This window comes from Streptomyces sp. DSM 120436 (assembly GCF_055778765.1).
The window spans coordinates 1,667,881-1,692,048 of the sequence record NZ_JBSKBS010000001.1; the positions used below are offsets into that span (position 1 = coordinate 1,667,881).

General features: G+C 74.2%; 23 protein-coding genes. 13 read left to right on the plus strand and 10 right to left on the minus strand.

Going from position 1 to position 24,168, the window contains the following annotated elements:
- Positions 1 to 183: 183 nt before the first annotated feature.
- The 4 genes from tilS (at position 184) to folE (ending at position 4,871) form a co-directional block, all read left to right on the plus strand.
- Positions 184 to 1,263, plus strand: a complete 1,080-nt coding sequence (tilS, locus tag ACWH4W_RS07635; protein WP_473075044.1) for a tRNA lysidine(34) synthetase TilS — start codon at positions 184 to 186, stop codon at positions 1,261 to 1,263.
- An 89-nt stretch (positions 1,264 to 1,352) separates the two neighbouring features.
- Positions 1,353 to 1,892, plus strand: coding sequence for a hypoxanthine phosphoribosyltransferase (gene hpt / locus ACWH4W_RS07640; RefSeq protein ID WP_473077442.1), 540 nt, complete (start codon positions 1,353 to 1,355; stop codon positions 1,890 to 1,892).
- Between the two features lie 189 nt (positions 1,893 to 2,081).
- Entirely contained in the window at positions 2,082 to 4,121 is a 2,040-nt protein-coding gene (gene ftsH / locus ACWH4W_RS07645; RefSeq protein WP_473075045.1) for an ATP-dependent zinc metalloprotease FtsH, read from the plus strand.
- Positions 4,122 to 4,265: 144 nt separating this feature from the next.
- On the plus strand, positions 4,266 to 4,871 hold the full coding sequence (gene folE, locus ACWH4W_RS07650; protein ID WP_380797520.1) for a GTP cyclohydrolase I FolE: 606 nt from the start codon (positions 4,266 to 4,268) through the stop codon (positions 4,869 to 4,871).
- A gap of 63 nt (positions 4,872 to 4,934) precedes the next feature.
- On the opposite strand, the gene ACWH4W_RS07655 is transcribed toward folE, so the two are convergent.
- The 5 genes from ACWH4W_RS07655 to folP form a co-directional block, all read right to left on the minus strand.
- Complete coding sequence (locus ACWH4W_RS07655; RefSeq protein ID WP_473075046.1) at positions 4,935 to 5,423, minus strand: DUF3180 domain-containing protein; 489 nt, start codon at positions 5,421 to 5,423, stop codon at positions 4,935 to 4,937.
- A 56-nt stretch (positions 5,424 to 5,479) separates the two neighbouring features.
- A complete protein-coding gene (folK, locus tag ACWH4W_RS07660; RefSeq protein ID WP_473075047.1) occupies positions 5,480 to 6,091 on the minus strand; it encodes a 2-amino-4-hydroxy-6-hydroxymethyldihydropteridine diphosphokinase in 612 nt (203 codons plus the stop codon).
- Positions 6,088 to 6,447 carry a dihydroneopterin aldolase gene (folB, locus tag ACWH4W_RS07665; RefSeq protein ID WP_473075048.1) on the minus strand — a complete coding sequence of 120 codons (360 nt, stop codon included), beginning with the start codon at positions 6,445 to 6,447 and terminating at the stop codon, positions 6,088 to 6,090. The genes folK and folB overlap by 4 nt, the downstream gene beginning before the upstream one ends.
- 198 nt (positions 6,448 to 6,645) lie before the next feature.
- Positions 6,646 to 7,149: a nuclear transport factor 2 family protein gene (locus tag ACWH4W_RS07670; protein WP_106413127.1), complete on the minus strand. Its 504-nt coding sequence runs from the start codon at positions 7,147 to 7,149 to the stop codon at positions 6,646 to 6,648.
- Entirely contained in the window at positions 7,146 to 8,054 is a 909-nt protein-coding gene (folP, locus tag ACWH4W_RS07675) for a dihydropteroate synthase (protein ID WP_473075049.1), read from the minus strand. The genes ACWH4W_RS07670 and folP overlap by 4 nt, the downstream gene beginning before the upstream one ends.
- A 577-nt stretch (positions 8,055 to 8,631) precedes the next feature.
- Between folP and ACWH4W_RS07680 the strand changes: the two genes are divergently transcribed.
- Complete coding sequence (locus ACWH4W_RS07680) at positions 8,632 to 9,891, plus strand: hypothetical protein (RefSeq protein ID WP_473075050.1); 1,260 nt, start codon at positions 8,632 to 8,634, stop codon at positions 9,889 to 9,891.
- 78 nt (positions 9,892 to 9,969) lie between these two features.
- Here ACWH4W_RS07680 and ACWH4W_RS07685 read toward each other — a convergent pair whose 3' ends face one another.
- Both ACWH4W_RS07685 and ACWH4W_RS07690 read right to left on the minus strand, forming a co-directional pair.
- Positions 9,970 to 11,304: a PH domain-containing protein gene (locus ACWH4W_RS07685; RefSeq protein WP_473075051.1), complete on the minus strand. Its 1,335-nt coding sequence runs from the start codon at positions 11,302 to 11,304 to the stop codon at positions 9,970 to 9,972.
- On the minus strand, positions 11,301 to 11,855 hold the full coding sequence (locus ACWH4W_RS07690; RefSeq protein ID WP_473075052.1) for a PH domain-containing protein: 555 nt from the start codon (positions 11,853 to 11,855) through the stop codon (positions 11,301 to 11,303). The genes ACWH4W_RS07685 and ACWH4W_RS07690 overlap by 4 nt, the downstream gene beginning before the upstream one ends.
- A 31-nt stretch (positions 11,856 to 11,886) precedes the next feature.
- On the opposite strand from ACWH4W_RS07690, the gene ACWH4W_RS07695 reads away from it, so the two are divergent.
- A complete protein-coding gene (locus tag ACWH4W_RS07695) occupies positions 11,887 to 13,038 on the plus strand; it encodes an NADH-quinone oxidoreductase subunit D (protein ID WP_473075053.1) in 1,152 nt (383 codons plus the stop codon).
- Positions 13,039 to 13,053: 15 nt separating this feature from the next.
- Here the strand turns inward: ACWH4W_RS07695 and ACWH4W_RS07700 are convergent, their stop codons facing one another.
- Positions 13,054 to 14,073, minus strand: a complete 1,020-nt coding sequence (locus ACWH4W_RS07700) for an SAM-dependent methyltransferase (protein ID WP_473075054.1) — start codon at positions 14,071 to 14,073, stop codon at positions 13,054 to 13,056.
- A 149-nt stretch (positions 14,074 to 14,222) separates the two neighbouring features.
- On the opposite strand from ACWH4W_RS07700, the gene ACWH4W_RS07705 reads away from it, so the two are divergent.
- The 3 genes from ACWH4W_RS07705 to ACWH4W_RS07715 all read left to right on the plus strand — a co-directional run bounded on the left by ACWH4W_RS07705 (position 14,223) and on the right by ACWH4W_RS07715 (position 16,838).
- Positions 14,223 to 15,425, plus strand: a complete 1,203-nt coding sequence (locus ACWH4W_RS07705) for a sensor histidine kinase (RefSeq protein ID WP_473075055.1) — start codon at positions 14,223 to 14,225, stop codon at positions 15,423 to 15,425.
- Between the two features lie 91 nt (positions 15,426 to 15,516).
- On the plus strand, positions 15,517 to 16,188 hold the full coding sequence (locus ACWH4W_RS07710) for a response regulator transcription factor (RefSeq protein WP_473075056.1): 672 nt from the start codon (positions 15,517 to 15,519) through the stop codon (positions 16,186 to 16,188).
- Positions 16,189 to 16,220: 32 nt separating this feature from the next.
- On the plus strand, positions 16,221 to 16,838 hold the full coding sequence (locus tag ACWH4W_RS07715) for an AAA family ATPase (RefSeq protein WP_473075057.1): 618 nt from the start codon (positions 16,221 to 16,223) through the stop codon (positions 16,836 to 16,838).
- 20 nt (positions 16,839 to 16,858) lie between these two features.
- Here ACWH4W_RS07715 and ACWH4W_RS07720 read toward each other — a convergent pair whose 3' ends face one another.
- Together ACWH4W_RS07720 and ACWH4W_RS07725 are read right to left on the minus strand one after the other, a co-directional pair.
- Positions 16,859 to 17,965 (minus strand): DUF5937 family protein, encoded by a 1,107-nt coding sequence (locus ACWH4W_RS07720; RefSeq protein ID WP_473075058.1) that lies wholly within the window; start codon positions 17,963 to 17,965, stop codon positions 16,859 to 16,861.
- 72 nt (positions 17,966 to 18,037) lie between these two features.
- A complete protein-coding gene (locus ACWH4W_RS07725) occupies positions 18,038 to 19,234 on the minus strand; it encodes a threonine aldolase family protein (protein ID WP_473075059.1) in 1,197 nt (398 codons plus the stop codon).
- A gap of 170 nt (positions 19,235 to 19,404) precedes the next feature.
- Here ACWH4W_RS07725 and ACWH4W_RS07730 point away from each other — a divergent pair, with 170 nt between their 5' ends.
- The 4 genes from ACWH4W_RS07730 (at position 19,405) to nadC (ending at position 24,161) form a co-directional block, all read left to right on the plus strand.
- Positions 19,405 to 20,352, plus strand: a complete 948-nt coding sequence (locus ACWH4W_RS07730; RefSeq protein ID WP_473075060.1) for a Rossmann-like and DUF2520 domain-containing protein — start codon at positions 19,405 to 19,407, stop codon at positions 20,350 to 20,352.
- Between the two features lie 73 nt (positions 20,353 to 20,425).
- A complete protein-coding gene (panC, locus tag ACWH4W_RS07735) occupies positions 20,426 to 21,424 on the plus strand; it encodes a pantoate--beta-alanine ligase (protein ID WP_473075061.1) in 999 nt (332 codons plus the stop codon).
- Entirely contained in the window at positions 21,421 to 23,178 is a 1,758-nt protein-coding gene (locus ACWH4W_RS07740; protein WP_473075062.1) for an L-aspartate oxidase, read from the plus strand. Before panC ends, ACWH4W_RS07740 begins: the two co-directional genes overlap by 4 nt.
- A 5-nt stretch (positions 23,179 to 23,183) precedes the next feature.
- A complete protein-coding gene (gene nadC / locus ACWH4W_RS07745; protein ID WP_473075063.1) occupies positions 23,184 to 24,161 on the plus strand; it encodes a carboxylating nicotinate-nucleotide diphosphorylase in 978 nt (325 codons plus the stop codon).
- Positions 24,162 to 24,168: the final 7 nt, after the last annotated feature.

Consider the following 24,168-nt stretch of genomic DNA (forward strand, 5'->3'; position numbering starts at 1 on the left):
CCCCGTCGCACAGGGCGCCCGGCGACGGCAGACGGACGCCCCGCCAATCACCCGTCCGAGGGACCGTGAGTCCCCGGCAGGCGTGCAATGCTCGGGGAACGGCCCGGTTCTGTCACCATCTACACACTCTGCGTGACCGACCCTCGGGCTCAACCCCCGGAACATCATCGAAGGGAACCGGACATGGGTCCCCATCCTGCGGTCGCGGCGATACGCCTGGCGGTCCGCCGCGTCCTGAACGACATCCTCGCCGAACACGGCCGGACGCCCGGCCGCCTCACGCCCGACGAGCGGTCCTCCTCCCCGCTCGTGCTCGTGGCCTGCTCCGGCGGCGCCGACTCCATGGCGCTCGCCTCCGCCCTCGCCTTCGAGGCCCCCCGCGCCGGCCTGCGCGCCGGCGGCGTCACCGTCGACCACGGCCTCCAGACGGGCTCCGACCTGCGTGCCGCCGAGGTCGCCGCCCGGCTGCGCGACCTCGGCCTGGACCCCGTCGAGTCGGTCGCCGTCACCGTCGGCCGCGAGACGCGGGTGGCGCACAGCGCCTCCCACCGGGGTGGCGGGGGAGGAGGGACGGGCGGACCCGAGGCCGCCGCCCGGGACGCCCGCTACGCCGCCCTCGACGCCGCCGCCGAGCGCCACCGCGCCGCCGCCGTCCTGCTCGGCCACACCCGCGACGACCAGGCCGAGACCGTGCTGCTGGGCCTCGCCCGCGGCTCCGGCATCCGCTCCCTGTCCGGCATGGCCGCGGTCTCGGGGGCCGACGGCCGTTACCGGCGCCCCTTCCTCCAGCTCGACCGGCAGACCGCCCGCACGGCCTGCATGGTCCAGTCCCTGCCCGTCTGGGACGACCCGCACAACGCCGACCCCGCCTACACCCGCTCCCGGCTGCGCCACGAGGGCCTGCCCGCCCTGGAGAAGGCCCTCGGCAAGGGCGTCGTCGAGGCCCTCGCCCGTACGGCCCAGCTCTCCCGTGACGACGCCGACGCCCTCGACGCCTGGGCCGGGAAGGCCGCGGCCGGCGTCCGCGACGCCGACGGCCGCCTGGAGTGCGCCGCCCTGCACGACCTGCCGCCCGCCGTGCGCCGCCGGGTGCTGCGCCGGGCCGCCATCGAGGCCGGCGCCCCGGCCGGTTCGCTGTTCGCCCGCCACATCGAGGAGGTCGACCGGCTGATCACCGGCTGGCGCGGTCAGGGGGCCATCAATCTCCCCGGCCGGGTCGTCGCCCGCCGGCAGGGTGGCAGACTGGTGATTCGGCAGGGCTGATTCCGGACCCCACCGACCCGTACGAGTCGCGGGGCGGACCGGACCGGCCGGTGGGACGACCGAAAGTGGTGCGGGTGGACGCGAAAGACATGGGTGCCGACCTCGAGAAGGTGCTCATCACCAAGGAAGAGATCGACGCCAAGCTGGTGGAGCTCGCGGCGAAGATCGACGCGGAGTACGCGGGCAAGGATCTCCTGATCGTCGGCGTGCTGAAGGGCGCGGTGATGGTGATGGCCGACCTCGCCCGGGCGCTGTCCACCCCCGTCACGATGGACTGGATGGCCGTGTCCTCGTACGGGGCGGGCACGCAGTCCTCCGGCGTGGTGCGGATCCTCAAGGACCTCGACACCGACATCAAGGGCCGGCACGTCCTGATCGTCGAGGACATCATCGACTCCGGACTGACCCTGTCCTGGCTGATCTCCAACCTCGGCTCGCGCGAGCCCGCCTCCCTCAAGGTGTGCACGCTGCTGCGCAAGCCCGAGGCCGCCAAGGTCGCCATCGACGTCGAATGGGTCGGTTTCGACATCCCCAACGAGTTCGTCGTCGGCTACGGCCTGGACTACGCGGAGAAGTACCGCAACCTGCCGTTCGTCGGGACGCTCGCGCCCCACGTCTACGGCGGGTGACCGTACGGCGGCCCCGGCCGCCGTACATGATCGGGAACCCCGGCGGGCTCCGTGGCGTTGGAGCATGCGTGGACGCCATTGCCGGCCGTCCCTCGCAGCGTCGGGGGCCGATGCTGGGGTACCGTCCGAAGAACAGCCTTTATCAAACTCACTATGGCAGGAGGGACGGGGCGGCACCGCTCCGTATGGATGGACGTGAAGCGATACTTCCGTGGGCCGGTCATGTGGATCGTGCTGGCCGTCCTTGCCGTGGTCGTGTTGATGCAGGTCGTCGGCTCGTCCGGCGGCTACAAGACGGTGGACACGGGCCAGGTCGTCCAGGCGATCAATGAGAACAAGGTCGAGTCGGCCAAGCTGACCACCGGCGACGAGCAGACCGTCAAGGTCCAGCTCAAGGACGGCCAGGAGATCGAGGGCAGCTCGAAGATCCAGGCGAGCTACATCGGCGACCAGGGCGTCACCATCGCCAGCACGCTGCAGGACAAATTCCAGAACGAGCAGATCCCCGACGGCTACACGGTCTCGCCGTCGAAGCAGAACCCCTTCGTGAGCATTCTGCTGTCCCTGCTTCCCTTCGTCCTCATCGTGGTCGTCTTCCTGTTCCTGATGAACCAGATGCAGGGCGGCGGCTCCCGCGTCATGAACTTCGGGAAGTCCAAGGCGAAGCTCATCACCAAGGACACCCCGAAGACGACGTTCGCCGACGTCGCGGGCTCCGAGGAGGCCGTCGAGGAGCTCCACGAGATCAAGGAGTTCCTGCAGGAGCCGGCGAAGTTCCAGGCCGTGGGCGCCAAGATCCCCAAGGGCGTGCTGCTCTACGGCCCGCCCGGCACCGGCAAGACCCTGCTCGCGCGCGCCGTCGCGGGCGAGGCGGGCGTCCCGTTCTACTCGATCTCCGGCTCCGACTTCGTCGAGATGTTCGTCGGTGTCGGCGCCTCCCGTGTCCGTGACCTGTTCGAGCAGGCCAAGGCGAACGCCCCGGCGATCGTCTTCGTCGACGAGATCGACGCGGTCGGCCGCCACCGCGGCGCCGGCCTCGGCGGTGGTCACGACGAGCGCGAGCAGACGCTGAACCAGCTGCTCGTCGAGATGGACGGCTTCGACGTCAAGGGCGGCGTGATCCTCATCGCCGCCACCAACCGCCCGGACATCCTCGACCCGGCGCTGCTGCGTCCCGGCCGCTTCGACCGCCAGATCGCGGTGGACCGCCCGGACATGCAGGGCCGCCTCGAGATCCTCAAGGTGCACCAGAAGGGCAAGCCGGTCGCCCCGGACGTCGACCTCGGCGCCGTCGCCCGGCGCACCCCCGGCATGACCGGTGCGGACCTGGCCAACGTGCTGAACGAGGCCGCGCTGCTCACCGCGCGCAGCGACCAGAAGCTGATCGACAACAAGATGCTCGACGAGGCGATCGACCGCGTCGTCGCGGGCCCGCAGAAGCGGACCCGGATCATGTCCGACAAGGAGAAGAAGATCACCGCGTACCACGAGGGCGGACACGCCCTGGTCGCGGCGGCCTCACCGAACTCCGACCCGGTCCACAAGATCACCATCCTGTCGAGAGGCCGCGCCCTCGGCTACACCATGGTCCTGCCGGACGAGGACAAGTACTCCACCACGCGCAACGAGATGCTGGACCAGCTGGCGTACATGCTGGGCGGCCGCGCGGCGGAGGAGCTGGTCTTCCACGACCCGACCACCGGCGCCGCCAACGACATCGAGAAGGCCACCGGCCTGGCCCGCGCGATGGTCACGCAGTACGGCATGACCGAGCGGCTCGGCGCCATCAAGTTCGGCGGCGACAACTCGGAGCCGTTCCTCGGCCGTGAGATGGCTCACCAGCGCGACTACTCGGAAGAGGTCGCCGCGCTGGTCGACGAAGAGGTCAAGAAGCTCATCGAGACCGCGCACAACGAGGCGTGGGAGATCCTCGTCGAGAACCGCGACGTCCTCGACAACCTGGTCCTGGCCCTCCTGGAGAAGGAGACGCTGGGCAAGGAGGAGATCGCCGAGATCTTCGCGACGATCGTGAAGCGCCCGCCCAGGCCCGCCTGGACCGGTTCCTCGCGCCGTACGCCGTCCACCCGCCCGCCGGTCCTCTCCCCCAAGGAGCTGGCCCTGACGAACGGGGCGAACGGCGCCACGCCGGCCATCTCCACCGCCAAGACCGCCACGACGGACCCCGCCCCGCAGCCGGAGCGGACCCCGGAGGAGCGCCCCGAGAGCTGACCCGATGCTCCCGGAGCCCCCTGCGGGCCCGGAATGGATGCCGCGTCCCCCTTGGTTCTAGCCTGGGGGGCCGCGGCATTTCGCATACCCCGCAGTTCGAGACGCGTGTCCGTCACGCGTGTCAGGCACAGGAACGAGGCACCCATGACCGACCCCGTGACGCTGGACGGCATAGCCCCCATCGGCGAGTTCGACGAGAAGCGGGCGCAGAACGCCGTGCGTGAGCTGCTGATCGCGGTGGGCGAGGACCCGGACCGTGAGGGCCTGCGGGAGACGCCGGCGCGCGTGGCGCGGGCGTACCGGGAGATCTTCGCGGGGCTGTGGCAGAAGCCGGAGGACGTGCTGACGACGACCTTCGACCTCGGCCACGACGAGATGGTGCTGGTCAAGGACATCGAGGTGTACTCGACCTGTGAGCACCACCTGGTGCCGTTCCGGGGCGTGGCGCACGTCGGGTACATCCCGTCGACCAGCGGGAAGATCACCGGCCTCTCCAAGCTGGCCCGGCTCGTGGACGTCTACGCCCGGCGCCCGCAGGTGCAGGAACGACTCACCACGCAGATCGCGGACTCCCTGATGGAGATCCTGGAGCCGCGCGGCGTCATCGTGGTCGTGGAGTGCGAGCACATGTGCATGTCGATGCGGGGCATCCGCAAGCCCGGCGCCAAGACGATCACCTCGGCGGTGCGGGGCCAGCTGCGGGACGCGGCGACCCGTAACGAGGCGATGAGCCTGATCATGGCGCGCTGAGCCCGCGGACGGCGGAAGGGGGCACGGTCCAGGCGGACCGTGCCCCCTTCCGCGTGCGGCGCTTCAGCTCGCCGGGGCCGTGCCCGGGGTGTCGTCGTCCTCGTCGTCCGGGAGCTTGCAGACGCGCTCCAGGAAGAGGGCCGCCGCTATGACGGCGATGCCGGCCACCACGGAGAACCCGGCGTAGACGGCCTGGTCGCGGCGGGCGGGGACGTCCAGGGACCCCAGCAGCACGACGCACGTGCCGCCGTAGAGGCCGGCGACGAGGGACGCCACCAGCGCGCTGGACTGTCCGAAGACCACCGCGCGCGCCGCCATCAGCGGGTCGACGCCCTTGGCGTCGGGCCGGCGCTCGCGCTGGGCCTTGAGCCGGGCGCGCAGGGAGAGCGCGGTGGCCGCCAGGACCACGGCGATCAGGGCGAGGACGATGGGCGCGGCCACGGGCACGCTCGGGAGGGTCCCCACCGCGTTCCACAGGCGGGCCCCGGCCCAGGACAGGACGCCGGCGACGACGAAGACGCCGGCCAGCACCCTGATACGCAGCTCTTTCACGGTGTCCCTTCGCGTTCCCCGGGCCGGTGGCCCCTGGCCGTCCTCGACCTTAACGGCTACTCGGGCAGCCGGAGTTCCAGGTCGGCGCGCGGCGTGACGCCTTCGCGGGTGACCGCGTCCAGCAGCTCGGCCACCGGACCGTGTCCCGGGAGCTCCGCGGCGGGTTCGACGTCGAGCCAGGGGGCGAGCACGAAGGCGCGCTCGTGGGCGCGCGGGTGCGGGAGGGTGAGCCGCGGGTCGTCGGAGCGGAGGTCGGCGTAGGAGACGATGTCGACGTCCAGGGTGCGCGGGCCCCAGCGCTCGTCCCGGACGCGGTAGAAGGCCTCCTCGACCGCCTGGGCGCGCTCCAGCAGGGAGGACGGCGGCAGGGTGGTCCTCAGCACGGCGACCGCGTTGTAGTAGGACGGCTGGCTGCCGGGCTCGACGCCCCACGGCTCCGTCTCGTACACGGGGGAGACCGCCTTGACCCGGATGCCCGGGGTGTCCTCCAGGGCGTCCACGGCCCCCTGGAGGGTCTCCAGGCGGTTGCCCAGGTTGGCGCCGAGGGAGACCACGGCCTGCTTCGGGTTCTGCAGCGTGGCGTCGGCGGCGTCCACCTGCTCGACCACGGAGGCGGGGACGGGCTGGACGGTCGGGTCGGTGTGGCCCGTGGTGGACGGCCTGGTCATACGCGGCTCCGGGTGATGGTGACGGTCACGTCGTCGAAGGGCACGGTGATCGGCGCGTCCGGCTTGTGGACGCACACCTCGACCTCCCGTACGACGTCGTGCTTCAGGCAGACCTGGGCGATGCGCTCGGCGAGGGTCTCGACGAGGTTGACGGGCTCGCCCTCGACGGCGGCCACCACCTCCTCGGCCACGATGCCGTAGTGCACGGTCTTCGTCAGGTCGTCGTCGGCGGCGGCCGGGCGGGTGTCCAGGCCGAGGACGAGGTCCACGAGGAAGGTCTGACCCTCCTCGCGCTCCTTCGGGAACACACCGTGGTACCCGCGGGCCCTCAGGCCGCGCAGCGCGACACGATCCACACGAATCACTCCTGCTGTCGTCGGTCCGGCCGGTCGGTGCCCTTGCGGACGGCACACCGGCCCGGCCTCGAATCTACCCGCGGCGGGCGTCGGCCCCGGCGGTCCGGGGCGGCGGCCGCCGGACGGGGTCACCGTCCCCCTGTACGTCTGCCCGGCGGGGGCGGGGTGCTCACGGGCCGCCGGGTCCGCGCGTACGGGTCACGGCGGTGTCTCGTCGTCCTCGGCGTCGTCCTCCTCGGCGAGGACGGGGGAGGCGTGGTGGGACCAGAGCTTCCAGCCGGACGGGGTGCGCCGGTACACGTTGGTGGCGACGACGAGCTGTCCGACCAGCGGTCCCAGCTCCTCCCCGTCCTCGGGGGCGGGGCCGCCGCTGAGGATGTTCTCCGTGCAGGTCACCACGGCGGTGTCGCCGGTGACGGAGACGTGCACGTCGGTGAGGAAGAACTGGATGTAGTCGGTGTTCGCCATGATCAGCGCGTACGACCGGAGCACCTCGCCGCGTCCGGTGAGCACGGGCCAGCCGGGGTGGACGCAGGAGACCACGCCGGTGTCGGCCGGGTCGTGGTACGACTCGTCGACGCCGAGGTCGGCGGGGGTGAGCCAGGCCGACGCGACCTCCTCGAAGTCGCCCCTCTCCAGTGCCTCGTAGAAGGCGGTGTTGGCGGCCTCGACCTGCTCGACGTCGGTGTGGGGTGCGGTCACCGGGCTCCTTCCGCACCGTGCTCGGGGGACGGGGGGCCGTCGTCGGGGCGCGCCGCCGCTATCGCGCGGACGACCCGTACGGCGTCGGCGCTGGCCCGGACCTCGTGCACGCGCACCGCCCAGGCGCCCGCCCGGGCCGACAGGGCGGAGACGGCCGCGGTGGCCGCGTCGCGTTCGCGGGCGGGCGGGGGCGGGGCGTCGGGCCCCGCCAGCACCCGGCCGAGGAACCGCTTGCGGGACGCGGCGACGAGGAGGGGGTGGCCGAGGCCCAGGAGGCGGTCGAGGCGGGCGAGCAGCGCGAGGTCGTGCTCGGCGTCCTTGGAGAAGCCGAGGCCGGGGTCGACGATCACGCGGTCGGGGGCGATGCCGCCCTCCAGGACGGCCGCCACGCGCGCGTGGAGCTCGTCGGCGACCTCGGCGACCACGTCGTCGTACACGCCCCGGACGGCGCCGCCCTCCAGGAAGCCGCGCCAGTGCATGACGACGAACGGGGCTCTCGCGGCGGCGACGACGCCGATCATGGCGGGGTCGGCGAGGCCGCCGCTGACGTCGTTGACCAGGGCGGCGCCGGCCGCGAGCGACTGCTCGGCGACGGAGGCGCGCATGGTGTCGACGGAGACGGTGACGCCCTCCGCGGCGAGGCCCCGGACCACCGGGACGACGCGCCTGAGCTCCTCGGCCTCGTCGACGCGGGTGGCGCCGGGGCGGGTGGACTCGCCGCCGACGTCCACCAGGTCGGCGCCCTGCGCGACCAGGTCGAGGCCGCGCTTGACGGCCGTCGTGGTGTCGAACCAGCGGCCGCCGTCGGAGAAGGAGTCGGGGGTGACGTTCACGACTCCCATGACCGCGCACCGGTCCCAGTGGGGGAGGCCCGCGACCTGACGGCGTCCGCTGTGATTGCTCATACGTTCAGCGTAGGCCCCGGGAGGGCGCGCGGTGCCGCACGGGTCCGGCGCGCGGGAAACGCGGCGGCGGGGATTGGCGGAACCTTTCGGGCCGCATTGCCGTGAGGGGACGCGCGGAAGATCGGGGGGAGCGGGAAAGGGCCGGAAACGGGGTTCCCGGCGGGAGGGGGACAAGTGGATCTCCGGTGGAAGGCGGGCGCACGGGGGAGCGGTCCCGGGAGGGGCGCCGAAACGGATCGGAGGGGCGGGACGGAAGGGCGCCGGCGGGCGGAATCGAAGGGCGGTGCGCGGGTGGGCGCACCCGTGGGCGCGGGCGGCCGGGGCGGGAGGTCCGGCGGCAGCGGGGGCGGGACAAGGGGAATGCGCGGAGGGCGAGTTGCGTGCCGCACGGGCCCATGAATGATCTTGACGGAAATTCGGCGTCCGCCTATTCACGCACGGCCCGCATCGCTGACGGGCTGTGAAACATCGCGTGTAGGTTTCTTTTTGCGGGGCGGGCCACCATCATTTGCCCACGCGCGGTAAGTTTCTGGCCATGCCACGTGGACGTCACCGTCATTCCCCGCCTCTGCACAGGATGCTGCCCCCGTCGGCGATCGCAGGCGTCTCCGTCGTCTGCGCCCTGGCGCCCTGGGTGTTCACGCAGCCGGCGGTGCTCCGTCTCGTGGCCGCGGCCGCCGCGGCCACGGCGATCGTGGGCGCCGTCGTGATGCGTCACTGGGACACCCAGGCGGGCAAACGCGTCGCCGATCTCACGCGCGCGCGGGCGAGCGACGAGTGGCGTTTCGAGGAACGGGTCGCCGAACTCGAGTCCGACCTCGAGGAGTCGCGCGAGCTGCGCGTGAAGCTGGAGCAGCGGCTGCGCGCCAAGCGCGCGGAACTGGCGGGCCTGCGCAACGAGCACGCCGCGCTGCTGCGCCGGTACGCGGCGGCCGAGGCGGACCGGGCGAACGTGCTCGAGGAGCGCCGGGTGCTGGAGATCGAGGCGACCGTCCCGGCACGCGCCCTGCCCGCGGGCGCGCCCGCGGCGCCCGGCGCGGAGCCCGTGGCCGCCGAGGCGCCGGAGCCCGCCGCTGCCGGACCGGCGGCGGGGACGACGGCGGACGCGGAGCGGACGGAGGGCGCCGGGCAGGAGGCCGGGACCCCCGGCGTCTTCTCCCCGGAGGGCTCGGCGCTGTACCTGCGGGCCGGCGCGGCGCTGGCGCGGTTCGCCGGGCAGCGCGCGGCGAAGGCCGGGGAGGCGGACTCCGGCGCGGCGGAGGAGACGGACGCGGAGGTCTCCGTCCCGGCCGCGCGCGAGGAGAGCGCCCCCGGGGCCGGGAAGGCCGGGGACGCCCCGAGGAGCGCCGCTCCCCGGGGCGGCGGCACCCCCGAGGACGACGGGCCGGAGCCGACGAAGCGGCCCAGGCCCGACCCGGCGCAGGAGGACGAGGCCGGGGGGCAGCCCCGGGCGGCCGGCGACCACGAGTGCGCCCCCACCGCGCCGGCCGGCTCCGCCGCCCCGGCCGTGCGGCAGCCCTCCGGGCACTTCACCGTGCCGACCGCGGTGGCGGTCGTCCCGCCGACGCAGCCCGTGCGTCAGACGGTGCCGGAGGGCGGGTTCGACTTCTTCGGCACCAAGAAGGACGCTCGGCGCTCCGCCCTGGACGCCGTGCAGAACGAGGACCTCGCCGACGTCGTCGGCCAGGAGGCGCTCGCGCTGCACAAGGCGGAGACCGAGGCGCAGTACAAGCCGGCCGGCGGGGGGACGCGCGACGCCGGTCGGGTCATCGACCTGACGGCCCACGACGAGACCGAGCACATCGACGTCCAGGGTCTGCGCAGCGCGGCCTCCTGAACCGGCCGGACCGCCGCCCGGAACCACGAAGGGGCCCCCGCCCGGGCGGGGGCCCCTTCGCCGTGCGCGGCGCGCCTGTCAGGCCATCCAGCGGTCCGGCAGGGCGTCCCTGCGCCCGGTGCGGGATCGTTCCGCCTGGGCGTGCAGCAGGGCGGCGGCCTCGTCGGCGGGGCGCAGCCGGGCCGTCACGGTGCCGTTGGCGCCGGTGTCCACGTGGACGTCGGCGACCCCGCGCGCCCGCTGCCACGGCCCCTGGGCGAGCCGGACGCTCTGCACCTTCGCGTGCGGGACCAGCGACAGGCTGCGTCGCAGCAGACCGCGCCGGGCGGCGAACACCGCGTCCGTGACGGCGAGTCCGTAGCCCCGCCACCACACCGGCACGCACCACCGCGCGCGTCGGGGCGGGCGGGAGAGCGCCTCGGGCGGGGGCACGGTCACTCCGGGCAGGACGCGCGCGACGACCGACTCGGCCATCTCGCGCGGGGCGACCGGCAGCAGCAGCGAGTTGGACGAACCCGCCACGTCCAGCTCGACCCGCACCCAGCCCCGCCGTCGCCACAGCAGCGGCTCGACCAGCCGCACGGTCTGCACCCGGCCGGGCGGCACCGTCTCGTGCGCCCGGTCCAGCAGCCCGTGGTCGATCCGGAGCCCGTCGGGCGACTCGCCCAGCGTCCAGTCGTACTCGGTGACGAAGCGGCCCACGCTGCTCGCGCCCGCCGCGCCGAGCATCGGCACGCCCGCCGCGAGCACCGTCCACAGGCTGTGGGTGGCCGTCCACAGCAGCGGCAGCGCGACGGCGGCGACCACCAGCCAGCCCCAGGTCGCGCCGGTCAGCAGCAGCGAGACGGCGAGCACGCCCGGCGGCACCCGCAGCATCTGCTGGGAGGGCGCCTCGCCCACCTCGTGCGCGGTCTCCGGGGCGAACCCGGCCGCCCGCGCCAGCAGCTCCGCGCGCAGCGCCCGCGCCTCGCCGGCCCCGAGGAAGGCGAGCTCGTCCTTCTTGTCGGCGCCCACGACGTCGAGTTTCAGCTTCGCCACGCCCGCGACCCGCGCGAGCAGGGGCTGGGTGACGTCGATGGCCTGGATGCGCTCCAGCCGGATGTGCGCGGTGCGCCGGAACAGCAGCCCGGTGCGCACCCGCAGTTCGGTGTCGGTCACCGCGAAGTGGGTGAACCACCAGCTCAGGAAGCCGTAGAGGGCGGCGGCCGGGATGAGCACGCCGAGGCCGACCAGCAGCGTGGTGGTGGTCAGCCGGGTGAGCTGGCGCTGCGCCCCGTCGGGGTCGTGCACCGCCCACCCCATCAGGACGGCCACCGGCGCCCAGGCCCGCCTCAGCGGCGTGACGGGGTGCAGCCGCCGTTCGACCACCGGCGGCCGGTCGCGTACGTCCTCCTGGACGCCGGGCGCGGTCACAGCCCCGCCGATCGGGCCTCGCCCAGCTCGGTGAGCCGGTCGCGCAGCCGCTCCGCCTCGGCCGGGTCGAGGCCGGGGATGGTCGCGTCGGTGGCCGCGGCGGCCGTGTGCAGCTGCACGCTGGCCAGCCCGAAGTGCCGCTCGACGGGCCCGGAGGTGACCTCCACGAGCTGCATCCGCCCGTACGGCACGACCGTCTCCTCGTGCCACAGGACACCGCGGCTGATCAGCAGGTCGTCGGAGCGTTCGGCGTACCGCCAGGAGCGCCAGTTGCGCTCCAGCATCACCCAGCCCCACAGCAGCAGGGCCAGCGGCAGCACCGCGAAGGCGCCCCAGCCGGGTCCTGCCAGCAGGCCCGGCACCAGCGCGGTGGCCAGGGTCAGCAGCCCCAGCCACACCACCAGCAGCAGCCGCCGCATCGTCAGCAGTCCGGGCGGCAGCGCCCGCCACTCCGGCTCCGCCGTGCGGTCGTCCGCCGCCGGCACGTCGGCCGTCCCGGGCGTCCTCGGCGCGTGCGCTGTCCCCGTGTCGTGCGGGCTCCCCGTCTCCATGGGGCCAGCGTACGTAGGACAGACTGTGTCCATGACTCCTACGACGGAGACCATGGTCGGAATCGGCGGCGCGGCGGAGAGCACCGACATGGTGCTCAACATCGGCCCGCAGCATCCCTCCACGCACGGTGTGCTGCGGCTGAAGCTCGTGCTGGACGGGGAGCGGATCGTCCGTGCGGAGCCCGTGATCGGCTACATGCACCGGGGTGCGGAGAAGCTGTTCGAGGCCCGCGACTACCGGCAGATCATCATGCTGGCCAACCGGCACGACTGGCTGTCGGCGTTCTCCAACGAGCTGGGCGTGGTGCTCGCCGTGGAGCGGATGCTCGGCATGGAGGTCCCCGAGCGCGCGGTGTGGCTGCGCACGCTGCTCGCGGAGCTGAACCGGGTGCTCAACCACCTGATGTTCCTCGGTTCCTATCCGCTGGAGCTCGGCGGCATCACCCCGATCTTCTACGCCTTCACCGAGCGCGAGAAGCTCCAGCACGTCATGGAGGAGGCCTCCGGCGGGCGCATCCACTACATGTTCAACCGCGTCGGCGGCCTCAAGGAGGAACTCCCGGCGGGCTGGACGGGACGCGCGCGTGCCGCGGTCGCCGACGTGCGCGCGTGCCTGGACCGCTTCGACGACCTGGTGCTCGGCAACGAGATCTTCCGGGGCCGCACCCGCGGCGTCGGCGTGCTCTCCCCGGAGGCGGTGCACGCGTACGGGGTGAGCGGGCCGGTCGGGCGCGCCTCGGGCGTCGACTTCGACCTGCGCCGCGACGAGCCGTACCTGGCCTACGGCGAGCTGGGCGGCGTCCTGAAGGTGGTCACCCGCGAGGAGGGCGACTGCCTCGCCCGCTTCGAGTGCCTGCTGGAGCAGACGCACAACGCCCTGGACCTCGCCGACGCCTGCCTCGACCGGCTGGCGGAGCTGCCGCCGGGCCCGGTCAACCAGCGGCTGCCGAAGGTCCTCAAGGCGCCCGAGGGCCACACGTACGCGTGGACCGAGAACCCGCTCGGCATCAACGGCTACTACCTGGTCAGCAGGGGCGAGAAGACGCCGTACCGGCTGAAGCTGCGCTCGGCGTCGTACAACAACATCCAGGCGCTCACCGAGCTGCTGCCGGGCACGCTGGTCGCGGACATGGTGGCGATCCTGGGGTCGATGTTCTTCGTCGTCGGCGACATCGACAAGTAGCCGCCGCGGCGGCCGTCAGCCGGCGAGGACGTCCTCGGCCCCCACCGGCTGCACCAGCCAGCCGAAGTCGCCGAGGCCGCCCGGCGCGGTCAGCTCGGCGGCCTCCCCGGCGGCGGCGAGGGCGCGGACGTAGCCGGCCGGGTCGCAGCTCGCCAGGGCCAGCGGGGGACGCCCGCCCGTGACGCCCAGGGAGCGCAGGGCGTCCCGCTGCGTCAGCAGGCGCGCGCCCGGCAGGGCGGGGGCGGCGGCGCACGCGTCCAGCGCGACGTGCGCCGTGAGGTCGCGGGAGCCGTCCGGCACCGGCGCCGTCTCCCGCCCCTCCCGGAACGCGGTCAGCGTCCCGAACGGCGGGCGCGCGCCGGCCGTGTGCGCGTAGTCCACGGCGACGGCGACACCGCGCTCCAGCGCGCCGACGGCCGCCGCCCAGGCGTGGTCCCGGGGGAGTCCGATCTCCGCGCGCAGGCCCTGCTCGGGCGGCAGCGGCCACCACCGGTCCAGCCACCCGGCGTCCGCCCCGGCGACCGGCGCCCCGAGCCGCTCGGTCCCGTCCGCCCGCACCAGCACGTACCGCGGGGTGCCGGACGCGTCCGTCTCGGCGACGTCCACCGGCACGTTGTCCAGCCACTCGTTGGCGAACAGCAGCCCCGTGATCCCCTCCGGCGGCGCGTCCCGCCACACGATCCGCCCGTCCAGCCCGCCGGGCCGCGCGGCCAGCTCGACCGCGCAGGGGCGCACGCGGTCCGCCACGTCCGCGGGGAGCGCGCCGAGCACCCCGGTGACCAGTTCGCCCCGTCCGGCGGCCAGGTCCACGAAGTCCAGCGCCGCCGGCCGGCCCAGCGCCTCGTCGACCCGGCACAGCAGCCGCGCCACGGCGTCCGCGTACAGCGGCGAGGCGTGCACGGAGGTCCGGAAGTGCCCGGCCGGGCCCGTGCCGGGGCGGCGGTAGAAGCCGTCCGGGCCGTACAGGGCCTCCTGCGCCGCCTCCCGCCACCCGCGGAAACCGTCCTCCGCCGTCCCGGCCGTCCCCGCCGTCACCGCTTCCCCGCGTCCGCCGTCGCCGTCGTCACCGGCCCAGGCTACGTGCGCGCACCGGCCGGGCCTCCACCTTGGGGAGTACACGCGCGGGCGGGGATCGGCCCTTCGGTTGACCCTCGCACGCATGTCGCTTCCCTACGCTGGCTTACGTGCAGCGCCTCTATGACATCCTCCGCAGACACCCGACGTGGGTCGACGGCTTCTGGGCCGTGATCCTGTTCGGGCTCACGGTGGTCAGCGGAGCGACCGTGGAGGAGTCCCAGGGCACCGAGAGCCCGGCCCTCGTCGTCCCGGTCGTGCTTCTGCTGTCCCTGGTGGTGGCGCTGCGCCGCCGGATGCCGGAGCGGATGCTGGTCCTCGCCCTGGTGACGGGCCTCGGGCAACTGGTCCTCGACGTGCCCACGCTGCCCGCCGACTTCGCCCTGCTGGTGATCGTCTACACGGTCGCGGCGACCGGCGCCCGCTGGGCGTCCCGCCTCGCGCTGACCGCGGGCCTGTGCGCGGCCCCGCTCGCGCAGACGCGCTGGCCCAGCCCGCACGCGGGCACGGTCGAGAACGTCGTCCTGTCGGTCATCCTCGCCGTGCCCTTCGCCCTCGCCTGGGTGCTCGGCGACTCCGTACGCACCCGCCGCGCCTACTTCGCGCAGCTGGAGGAGCGGGCCGCCCGGCTGGAGAAGGAGCGCGAGGCGCAGGCCAAGGTCGCGGTCGCCGCCGAGCGCGCCCGGATAGCCCGCGAGCTGCACGACGTGGTCGCCCACAACGTGTCCGTGATGGTGGTGCAGGCCGACGGCGCCGCCTACGTCCTGGACGCGGCGCCCGACCAGGCCAGGAAGGCCCTGGAGACCATCTCCACCACCGGCCGCCAGGCCCTCGCCGAGATGCGCCGCCTGCTGGGCGTGCTGCGCACCGGTGAGCACCAGGAGGCGGGGGAGTACGTGCCCCAGCCGGGGCTGCAGCAGATCGAGGACCTCGTCGAGCAGTGCCGGGAGTCCGGGCTGCCCGTGGACTTCAAGGTCGAGGGCACCTCGCGCGAACTGCCCCGCGGGGTCGAGCTGACCGCCTACCGGATCGTGCAGGAGGCGCTGACCAACACCCGCAAGCACGGCGGTCCCGACGCGGGCGCCAGCGTGCGGCTGGTGTACTTCGACGACGGGCTGGGCCTGCTCGTGGAGGACGACGGCAAGGGCGCCCCGCACGAGCTGTACGAGGAGGGCGGGTTCGACGGCCAGGGCCACGGCCTGATCGGCATGCGGGAACGGGTCGGCATGGTGGGCGGCACGCTGGACGCGGGACCGCGGCCGGGCGGAGGATTCCGCATCAGTGCGCTGCTGCCGCTCAAACCAGCGCACTGACACATGCGCACGCCCCCTGTTGACACCTGTCACGCCCCTCTGTGACGACCCGACGACCTGACCACCGGACGACCGAACGGAAGAGGCCACGATGACGATCCGCGTGATGCTCGTCGACGACCAGATGCTGCTGCGCACCGGTTTCCGGATGGTGCTCGCCGCCCAGCCGGACATGGAGGTCGTCGCGGAGGCGGGCAACGGCGTGGAGGCCCTGGAGGTGCTGCGGGCCACCGCCGTCGACGTGGTGCTGATGGACGTCCGCATGCCGAAGCTCGACGGTGTGGAGGCCACCCGCCGGATCTGCGCGGACGCCGACCCGCCGAAGGTGCTCATCCTCACCACCTTCGACCTCGACGAGTACGCCTTCTCCGGGCTGAAGGCGGGCGCGTCCGGCTTCATGCTCAAGGACGTGCCGCCCGGCGAACTGCTCAGCGCGATCCGCGCCGTGCACAGCGGTGACGCCGTGGTGGCCCCCTCCACCACCCGCCGGCTCCTGGACCGGTTCGCGCCGATGCTGCCCAGCAGCGGCAAGCAGCCCGAGCACAAGGAGCTGGAGCGGCTCACCGAGCGCGAGCGCGAGGTCATGGTGCTGGTCGCGCAGGGTCTGTCGAACGGGGAGATCGCGTCCCGCCTGGTGCTCTCCGAGGCGACCGTGAAGACGCACGTGGGCCGCATCCTCACCAAGCTGGGGCTGCGGGACCGGGTGCAGGTGGTCGTCCTCGCCTACGAGACGGGTCTGGTGCGGGCCGGCGGACACGGCTGAACGGCGCCCCGGCCGCCGGTAGGGTGCGCGGCATGCTCCTGTGGATCAACGGCCCCTTCGGGGGCGGCAAGACACAGACCGCACACGAGATACGGCGCCGCCTGGCGGGCAGCGTCGTCTGCGATCCCGAGCAGCCCGGTTTCGGCCTCCACCGCATGCTGCCGCGTGAACTGCGCGGCGACTTCCAGGACCTGAAGGCCTGGCGGCAGGGTGTCGTGGAGGTCCTCGACCTCACCCTCACCCGGCGCGAGGGCGTGGTGATCGCGCCGATGACCGTCACCGACCCCGGCCACTTCGCCGAGACCGTGGGCCGGCTGCGCGAACTGGGCCACGACGTACGGCACTTCACGCTGCTCGCCGAACGGGAGACGGTGCTGCGCCGACTGCGGGAACGCGGCCCGGGACAGCTGCTGCGCACCGGAAGTCTGCGGCGGGAGAGCTGGGCGGTCGAGCGGCTCGATCACTGCCTGGAGCAGCTCGCAGGACCGGAGTTCGCCGAGCACCTGTGGACCGACCACAGCACCGTGCCGAAGACGGCCGACCGCATCGCCGTCCTGGCCGGCCTCACCCTGCGCCCGAACCACGAGGGCCGCCTGCGCACCCGGCTCCGCCAGGCGGGCGTGGGACTGCGCCACATCCGTCTCGACTGAACGGCGGGGCTTTCGCGCGCTCAGCGCAGGATGCCCTCCAGGAAGTCGCTGCCGAGGCGGGCCACCACCGTCACGTCGAGCTGGTGCAGGACGTAGCGGCCGCGGCGGCGGGTGGTGACGAGGCCCGCCTTCTTCAGCACGCCCAGGTGCCGGGATATCTCCGGCGCGGTCATGCCGTGCACCTGCGCCAGCTCGCCGGTGGTGTAGGCGCTGCGGGCCAGGTGGCGGCACATGCGCATCCGCACCGGGTGGGACAGCGCGGTCATCCGCAGGGCGAGCTGCTCGACCGTCGGCGGGGCGGCCGGCTCCGGGGAGCCGACCGGATAGTGCAGCACGGGCTGCCAGCCGTGCCGGTGCAGCACCATCAGGTGCGGCCAGCCGAGGCTGGTGGGGATCAGCAGCAGCCCGCCGTCACCGGTGGTGGTGCGGCCGTCACCCAGTTTGTCGACGGTGATCCGGCCCGCCGCCTCGTCCAGCGTCACGGCGGAGGACACCGACGTCAGCGCCTCGCCCAGGCCCTTGTGCCGCAGCAGGTCCGTCTTGAGGCGGGCGTCCGCGGCGAGCTGGTGCCGCAGCCGGGACCACGCCTCGGCGAAGAACGCCTCGTCACAGTCCTGGAGGAACTGCCGCAGCCACGCCCTGGTCCGGGGCGGGTCGGCCAGCAGCCGTTCGGCGAACAGCAGCTGCCGCGGTCCCCGCGCGGCGGCCAGCTCCAGCGAACGGCGGCGCAGCCCCTCGTCGGTGAGCGGTCCGCGTCCCGGCGCGTCGTAGGGGAGCGCGCAGGTGAACTCCAGGGCGGCGGCCACGAACTGCTCGTCCGACAGCTTGTCCAGCAGGCCGAGCTCCCCGGCGAGCGAGTCGCCGGGGAGCGCCGTGCGGCCCGGCACCCCGGCGCAGGCCAGGAACAGGTCGGAGAACGTCGTCCGCCACAGGAAGTCCGCCTCGCACATCCGGTCCGCGAGATGCGGGTCGAGCCGCGCGGTCACCCCCGTCACCCACGCCTGGAGACCGGGGTGGTGGGCCGGCTCGGACAGCGCGTGCAGCGCCATGCCCAGCTCGGCCAGCGGGGAGATCACGACGGCGATCCGCTCCGGCCGCAGCCCGGTGATGTCGATGTGCACGCCCATGCCCACATGGTGCACCCGGCCACCGACACCCGGTCCTCGATCGACGGGTGCCGTCGATCGAGGACCGGGGCGCTAGGAGCCGTCGGTCAGGCGGCGGGCGAAGTCGGCCGCCGCCGCGCGGACGTCGTCGGCCGTCCACTCCAGGGCGGCGGCGCGCACGTAGACCTCGGTGGCGGTCAGGCCGGGTCCCTTGGGGTCCCAGTGGTTCGCGAACAGCATGGTGCCGGTCTCCTCACCGGCCCGGACCGCCGCCTCCGCCGCGAACTCCGTCTCGTACGGCAGCCAGACCTGGAAGTCGTGGGTGTGCGGCGCCTCGGGATGCACGCGGAACCAGGGCAGCCCCCCTGCTTCCAGCCCCTCGCGCAGCGCGGCGGCCACCACGCGCGCGTGGCGGACGTACTCCGGCAGCCGGGGCAGCTCACGGTCCAGCCCGATCAGCGCGGACAGCGCGGTCGGGAACTGCTGGAACACCGCGCCCCCGTACCGGTGCCGCCAGGTCTTCGTCTCCTCGACCAGCGAGGCGGGCCCGGCGAGGGCCGCGCCGCCGAAGGCGTCGAGGGACTTGTAGAAGGACACGTAGACGCTGTCCGCGAGGCCCGCGATCTCCTCCAGAGGCCTGCCGAAGTGCTCCGTGCACTCCCACAGCCGCGCCCCGTCGAAGTGGACGACCGCGTCGCGCTCCCGCGCGGCCTCCGCCACCTCGGTCAGCTCCTCCCAGGTCGGCAGCACGAACCCGGCGTCGCGGAGCGGCAGCTCGAGCATCAGCGCGCCGAAGGGCTCCTCCAGGGCGCGGACCTCCTCCGCGGTGGGCAGTCGCGGCTCGTTCGCGAACCGCACCGGACGCAACCCGCTGACCTGGCTGAACGCGTTCCGCTCGTGCACCTCCGGGTGGCTCAGCGGGTGCAGCGCCACCGCCGGGTCGCCGGTACGCCCCGCCCAGCAGCGCAGGGCCACCTGCTGCGCCATCGTGCCGGTCGGGAAGAAGGCGGCGGCCTCCGTGCCGAGCAGTCCGGCCACGCGCCGCTCCAGGGCCTCCACGACGCCGTTGCCGTAGGTGTCGGCGGTCTCGTCGAGGTCGTGGGCGTCGCCCGCCGCCTCCAGCAGCGCCAGGCGCTCCCGCAGCGGGGCGAGGAAGCCGAGGCGCGCCAGGACGCGCGGGGCGTTGCGCCAGGCCGCGATGCGTCGTTCACGCGGTGTGGGCGCGGCGGCCTCCTCCGTTTCAGGTTCCGTGCCGTCGTGGTCCGCGGTGTCAGTCATGCCCGTGATCATCCCGCGCCCCCCGCGCGCGGTCACCCGAGTTCGGCACGCACGTGAGGGCGGGCGCGGTCACGGGAACCCACAGCCTGTGGACAACCGGTGGCCGCCGGAACCGATCGCGTTAACATGACGAGAAATCGTCCGGTACCCCGAGCGGACTGGAACGGGAAGGCCGCCGTCGCGTGAACACAACCCCACAGCCCGATCCCCGGGACCGCCCCGCGCGGCTCACCGTCGGCGTCGTAGGCGCCGGACGCGTGGGCCCCGCCCTGGCCGCGTCCCTCCAGCTGGCCGGGCACCGCCCGGCGGCCGTCTCCGCCGTCTCCGACGCGTCCCGCAGGCGGGCCGAGCAGATGCTGCCGGACGTGCCGGTGGTGCCGCCCGCCGAGGTGCTCCAGCGGTCCGAGCTGGTGCTGCTGACCGTCCCCGACGACGCCCTGCCCGAGCTGGTCGCGGGACTCGCCGACACCGGCGCCGTGCGCCCCGGGCAGCTCCTCGTGCACACCTCCGGCCGCTACGGCGCGCGGGTTCTCGACCCCGCCCTGCGCGCGGGCGCGCTGCCGCTGGCCCTGCACCCGGCGATGACGTTCACCGGCACCCCCGTGGACGTGCAGCGGCTCGCCGGCTGCTCCTTCGGCGTCACCGCGCCCGAGGAGCTGCGGCTGGCCGCCGAGGCCCTGGTCATCGAGATGGGCGGCGAGCCCGAATGGATCGCCGAGGAGAAGCGCCCGCTCTACCACGCCGCCCTCGCCCTAGGCGCCAACCACCTGGTCACCCTGGTCGCCCAGTCCCTGGAGCTGCTGCGCACCGCGGGCGTCGGCGCCCCCGACCGGATGCTCGGCCCGCTGCTCGGCGCCGCCCTGGACAACGCCCTGCGCTCCGGCGACGCCGCCCTCACCGGACCGGTCGCCCGCGGCGACGCCGGCACGGTCGCCGCGCACGTCGCCGAGTTGCGCGAGCACGCCCCCGGGACCGTCGCCGGGTACCTGGCCATGGCCCGCGCCACCGCCGACCGCGCCCTCGCCCACGGACTGCTGAAGCCGGAGCTCGCCGAACCCCTCCTCGGAGTGCTCGCCGACCCGGGCGACGGGACCGGCGGCACCGGAAGCACCCCGGGCGACACCCCATGAGCGGCGCCGCCCCCGCCCCCCACGCCCACCCCACCCGTACGCCCACGCGCGCGTCCCGGAACGGAGCCGCCCGATGACCGCCACCCTGCTGCGCACCGCCGCAGACCTGCACGCCCGCGCGCGTACCGGCCGCCGTGCCGTGGTGATGACCATGGGCGCGCTGCACGAGGGCCACGCCACGCTGATCCGCACCGCCCGGACGATCGCCGGGCCCGAGGGCGAGGTCGTCGTCACCGTCTTCGTCAACCCGCTGCAGTTCGGCGCGGGCGAGGACCTGGACCGCTACCCGCGCACCCTGGACGCCGACGTCGAGCTGGCCGGGCGGTCCGGCGCGGACGCCGTGTTCGCCCCGTCCGTGGACGAGGTCTACCCGGGCGGCGAACCCCAGGTCCGGATCAGCGCCGGACCGATGGGCGAGCGGCTGGAGGGCGCCGCCCGCCCCGGCCACTTCGACGGCGTGCTCACCGTCGTGGCGAAGCTGCTGCACCTCACCCGGCCCGACGTCGCCCTCTACGGGCAGAAGGACGCCCAGCAGCTCGCCCTGATCCGGCGCATGGTGCGCGACCTGAACTTCGGGGTGGAGATCGTCGGCGTGCCCACCGTCCGCGAGGAGGACGGGCTCGCCCTGTCCAGCCGCAACCGCTACCTGTCGCCCGCCGAGCGGCGCACCGCGCTCGCCCTGTCGCAGGCCCTGTTCGCGGGCCGCGACCGGCACGCCGCGCAGGAGGCGCTGCGCGCCCGCGCCCGCGAGGTGCCCGCCTCCCACGCGCGTGCCGAGGCGCTCAGCGCGATCGGCGAGTCCCGCGCCGCGGCCGACGCGCACGCCGTCGCCACCACCGCCGGCGGTCCCGGAGCGGTCCGCGCCGCCGCCCGCCTGGTGCTGGACGAGGCCGCCCGCCTCGACCCGCCGCTCCGGCCCGACTACCTGGCCCTGGTGGACCCGTCGGACTTCACCGAGATCGGCGACGACTTCACCGGCGAGGCCGTCCTCGCGGTCGCCGCGCGCGTGGGCGCCACCCGGCTGATCGACAACATCCCCCTGACGTTCGGAACGTTCGGAGACGCCTCGTGACCAGCACAGGCATAAGACTGCACGCGCCCGCCCCCGGCTGGTCCATCGACGCGGACGTGGTGGTCGTCGGCTCCGGCGTCGCCGGTCTCACCGCCGCCCTCCGCTGCGAGGCCGCGGGACTGAGGACCGTGGTCGTCACCAAGGCGCGCCTCGACGACGGCTCGACCCGCTGGGCGCAGGGCGGCATCGCCGCGGCCCTCGGCGAGGGCGACACCCCCGAGCAGCACCTGGACGACACCCTGGTCGCCGGCGCCGGACTGTGCGACGAGGAGGCGGTGCGCATCCTGGTCACCGAGGGCCCCGACGCCGTACGGCGGCTCATCGCGACCGGCGCGCGGTTCGACGAGTCCACCGGCGGCGGCCTGGAACTCACCCGCGAGGGCGGCCACCACCGCCGCCGCATCGCCCACGCGGGCGGCGACGCCACCGGCGCGGAGATCTCCCGCGCCCTGGTCGAGGCGGTCCGCGCGAGTGGGAGGGGCGAGCGCGAAGCGCTCTCGGTCAAGGGCGGTGGCGGACGACGGGCGGGCATGCGCACGATCGAGAACGCGCTCGTGCTGGACCTGCTCACCGACGCCGAGGGCCGCACCGCCGGCGTCACCCTGCACGTCATGGGGGAGGGCCAGCACGACGGCGTCGGCGCGGTGCACGCGCCCGCCGTGGTGCTCGCCACCGGCGGCATGGGCCAGGTGTTCTCCGCGACCACCAACCCGGCCGTCTCCACCGGCGACGGCGTCGCCCTCGCGCTGCGGGCGGGCGCCGAGGTGAGCGACCTGGAGTTCGTCCAGTTCCACCCCACGGTGCTGTTCCTCGGCCCGGACGCGGAGGGCCAGCAGCCGCTGGTCTCCGAGGCGGTGCGCGGCGAGGGCGCCCACCTGGTGGACGGCGACGGCGTGCGCTTCATGCTCGGGCAGCACGAACTGGCCGAGCTGGCGCCCCGGGACATCGTCGCCAAGGGCATCATGCGCCGCATGCGGGAGCAGGACGCCGAGCACATGTACCTCGACGCCCGCCACTTCGGCGCCGAGATGTGGGAGCGCCGCTTCCCGACCATCCTGGCCGCCTGCCGCGCCCACGGCATCGACCCGGTCACCGGGCTCGTGCCCGTCGCCCCGGCCGCCCACTACGCCTCCGGCGGCGTCCGCACCGACTCCCACGGCCGCACCACCGTGCCCGGCCTGTACGCGTGCGGTGAGGTCGCCTGCACCGGTGTGCACGGCGCCAACCGGCTCGCGTCCAACTCGCTCCTCGAGGGCCTGGTCTACGCCGAGCGCATCGCCGCCGACATCGCCCGCGCCGGTCTCCACGCGCGCGCGGCGCAGCCGCTGCCCGCGGCGGAGCGCCCCGCACACCCGCTGCTCCCGCCGGAGGCCCGCCTCGCCATCCAGCGGACCATGACCCGCGGCGCGGGCGTCCTGCGCTCCGAGGCGTCCCTGGCCGAGGCCGCCGACCGCCTGCACCGGCTGCACGCCGACGCGCGCGACGCCCTCGACGAGAACGGCAAGACCGCCGAGCCGGGCGTCGACACCTGGGAGGCCACCAACCTGCTGTGCGTCGCCCGCGTCCTGGTGGCCGCCGCCCGGCGGCGCGAGGAGACCCGCGGCTGCCACTGGCGCGAGGACCGTCCCGAGCGCGACGACACGGCGTGGCGCCGCCACATCGTCGTACGGCTGAATCCCGACCGATCGCTGGCGGTGCGCACCACCGACACCACAGACTTCCCCCCGACCCTCCCCGAGGCCCAGGAGCAGTGACAGCAGTGACCACCCCCGACCTTCCCCTCGTCCCCTCCGGCGGCTGCGGCGACGGCTGCGCCTGCGGCGCCGACGAGGAGGACGCCTACCTGGAGTGCGGGCTCGACCCCGCGCTCGCCCAGCTCCTGGCCGACGCGGGGCTCGACCCCGTCGAGGTCGAGGACATCGCCAACGTCGCCCTCCAGGAGGACCTGGCGCACGGCGTGGACGTGACCACGGTCGCGACCATCCCGGAGGACGCCGTCGCCACCGCCGACTTCACCGCGCGGGAGGCGGGCACGGTGGCCGGCCTCCGGGTCGCCGAGGCGGTCATGTCGATCGTCTGCACCGAGGAGTTCGAGGTCGAGCGGCACGTGGAGGACGGCGACCGCGTGGCGGCCGGACAGGTGCTGCTGTCGGTCACCACCCGCACCCGCGACATCCTCACCGCCGAGCGCAGCGCCCTGAACCTGCTGTGCCGCCTGTCCGGCATCGCGACGGCCACGCGCGCGTGGGCGGACGCCCTGGAGGGCACCGGGGCGAAGGTGCGCGACACCCGCAAGACCACGCCGGGGCTGCGCGGCCTGGAGAAGTTCGCCGTGCGCTGCGGCGGCGGCGTCAACCACCGCATGTCCCTGTCGGACGCGGCGCTGGTCAAGGACAACCACGTGGTGGCCGCCGGAGGCGTCGCGCAGGCCTTCACGGCGGTCCGTGAGCAGTTCCCGGACGTCCCGATCGAGGTCGAGGTCGACACCCTGCACCAGCTCCGCGAGGTCCTGGACGCGGGCGCCGACCTGATCCTGCTGGACAACTTCACCCCCGGCGAGTGCGAGGAGGCCGTGGCCCTCGTCGACGGCCGCGCGGCGCTGGAGGCCTCCGGCCGCCTCACCCTCGCCCATGCCAAGGAGTACGCCGACACGGGCGTCGACTACCTCGCCGTGGGCGCCCTCACCCACTCCTCGCCGATTCTCGACATCGGCCTCGACCTGCGCGCTGCGGAGTAGGACCGGC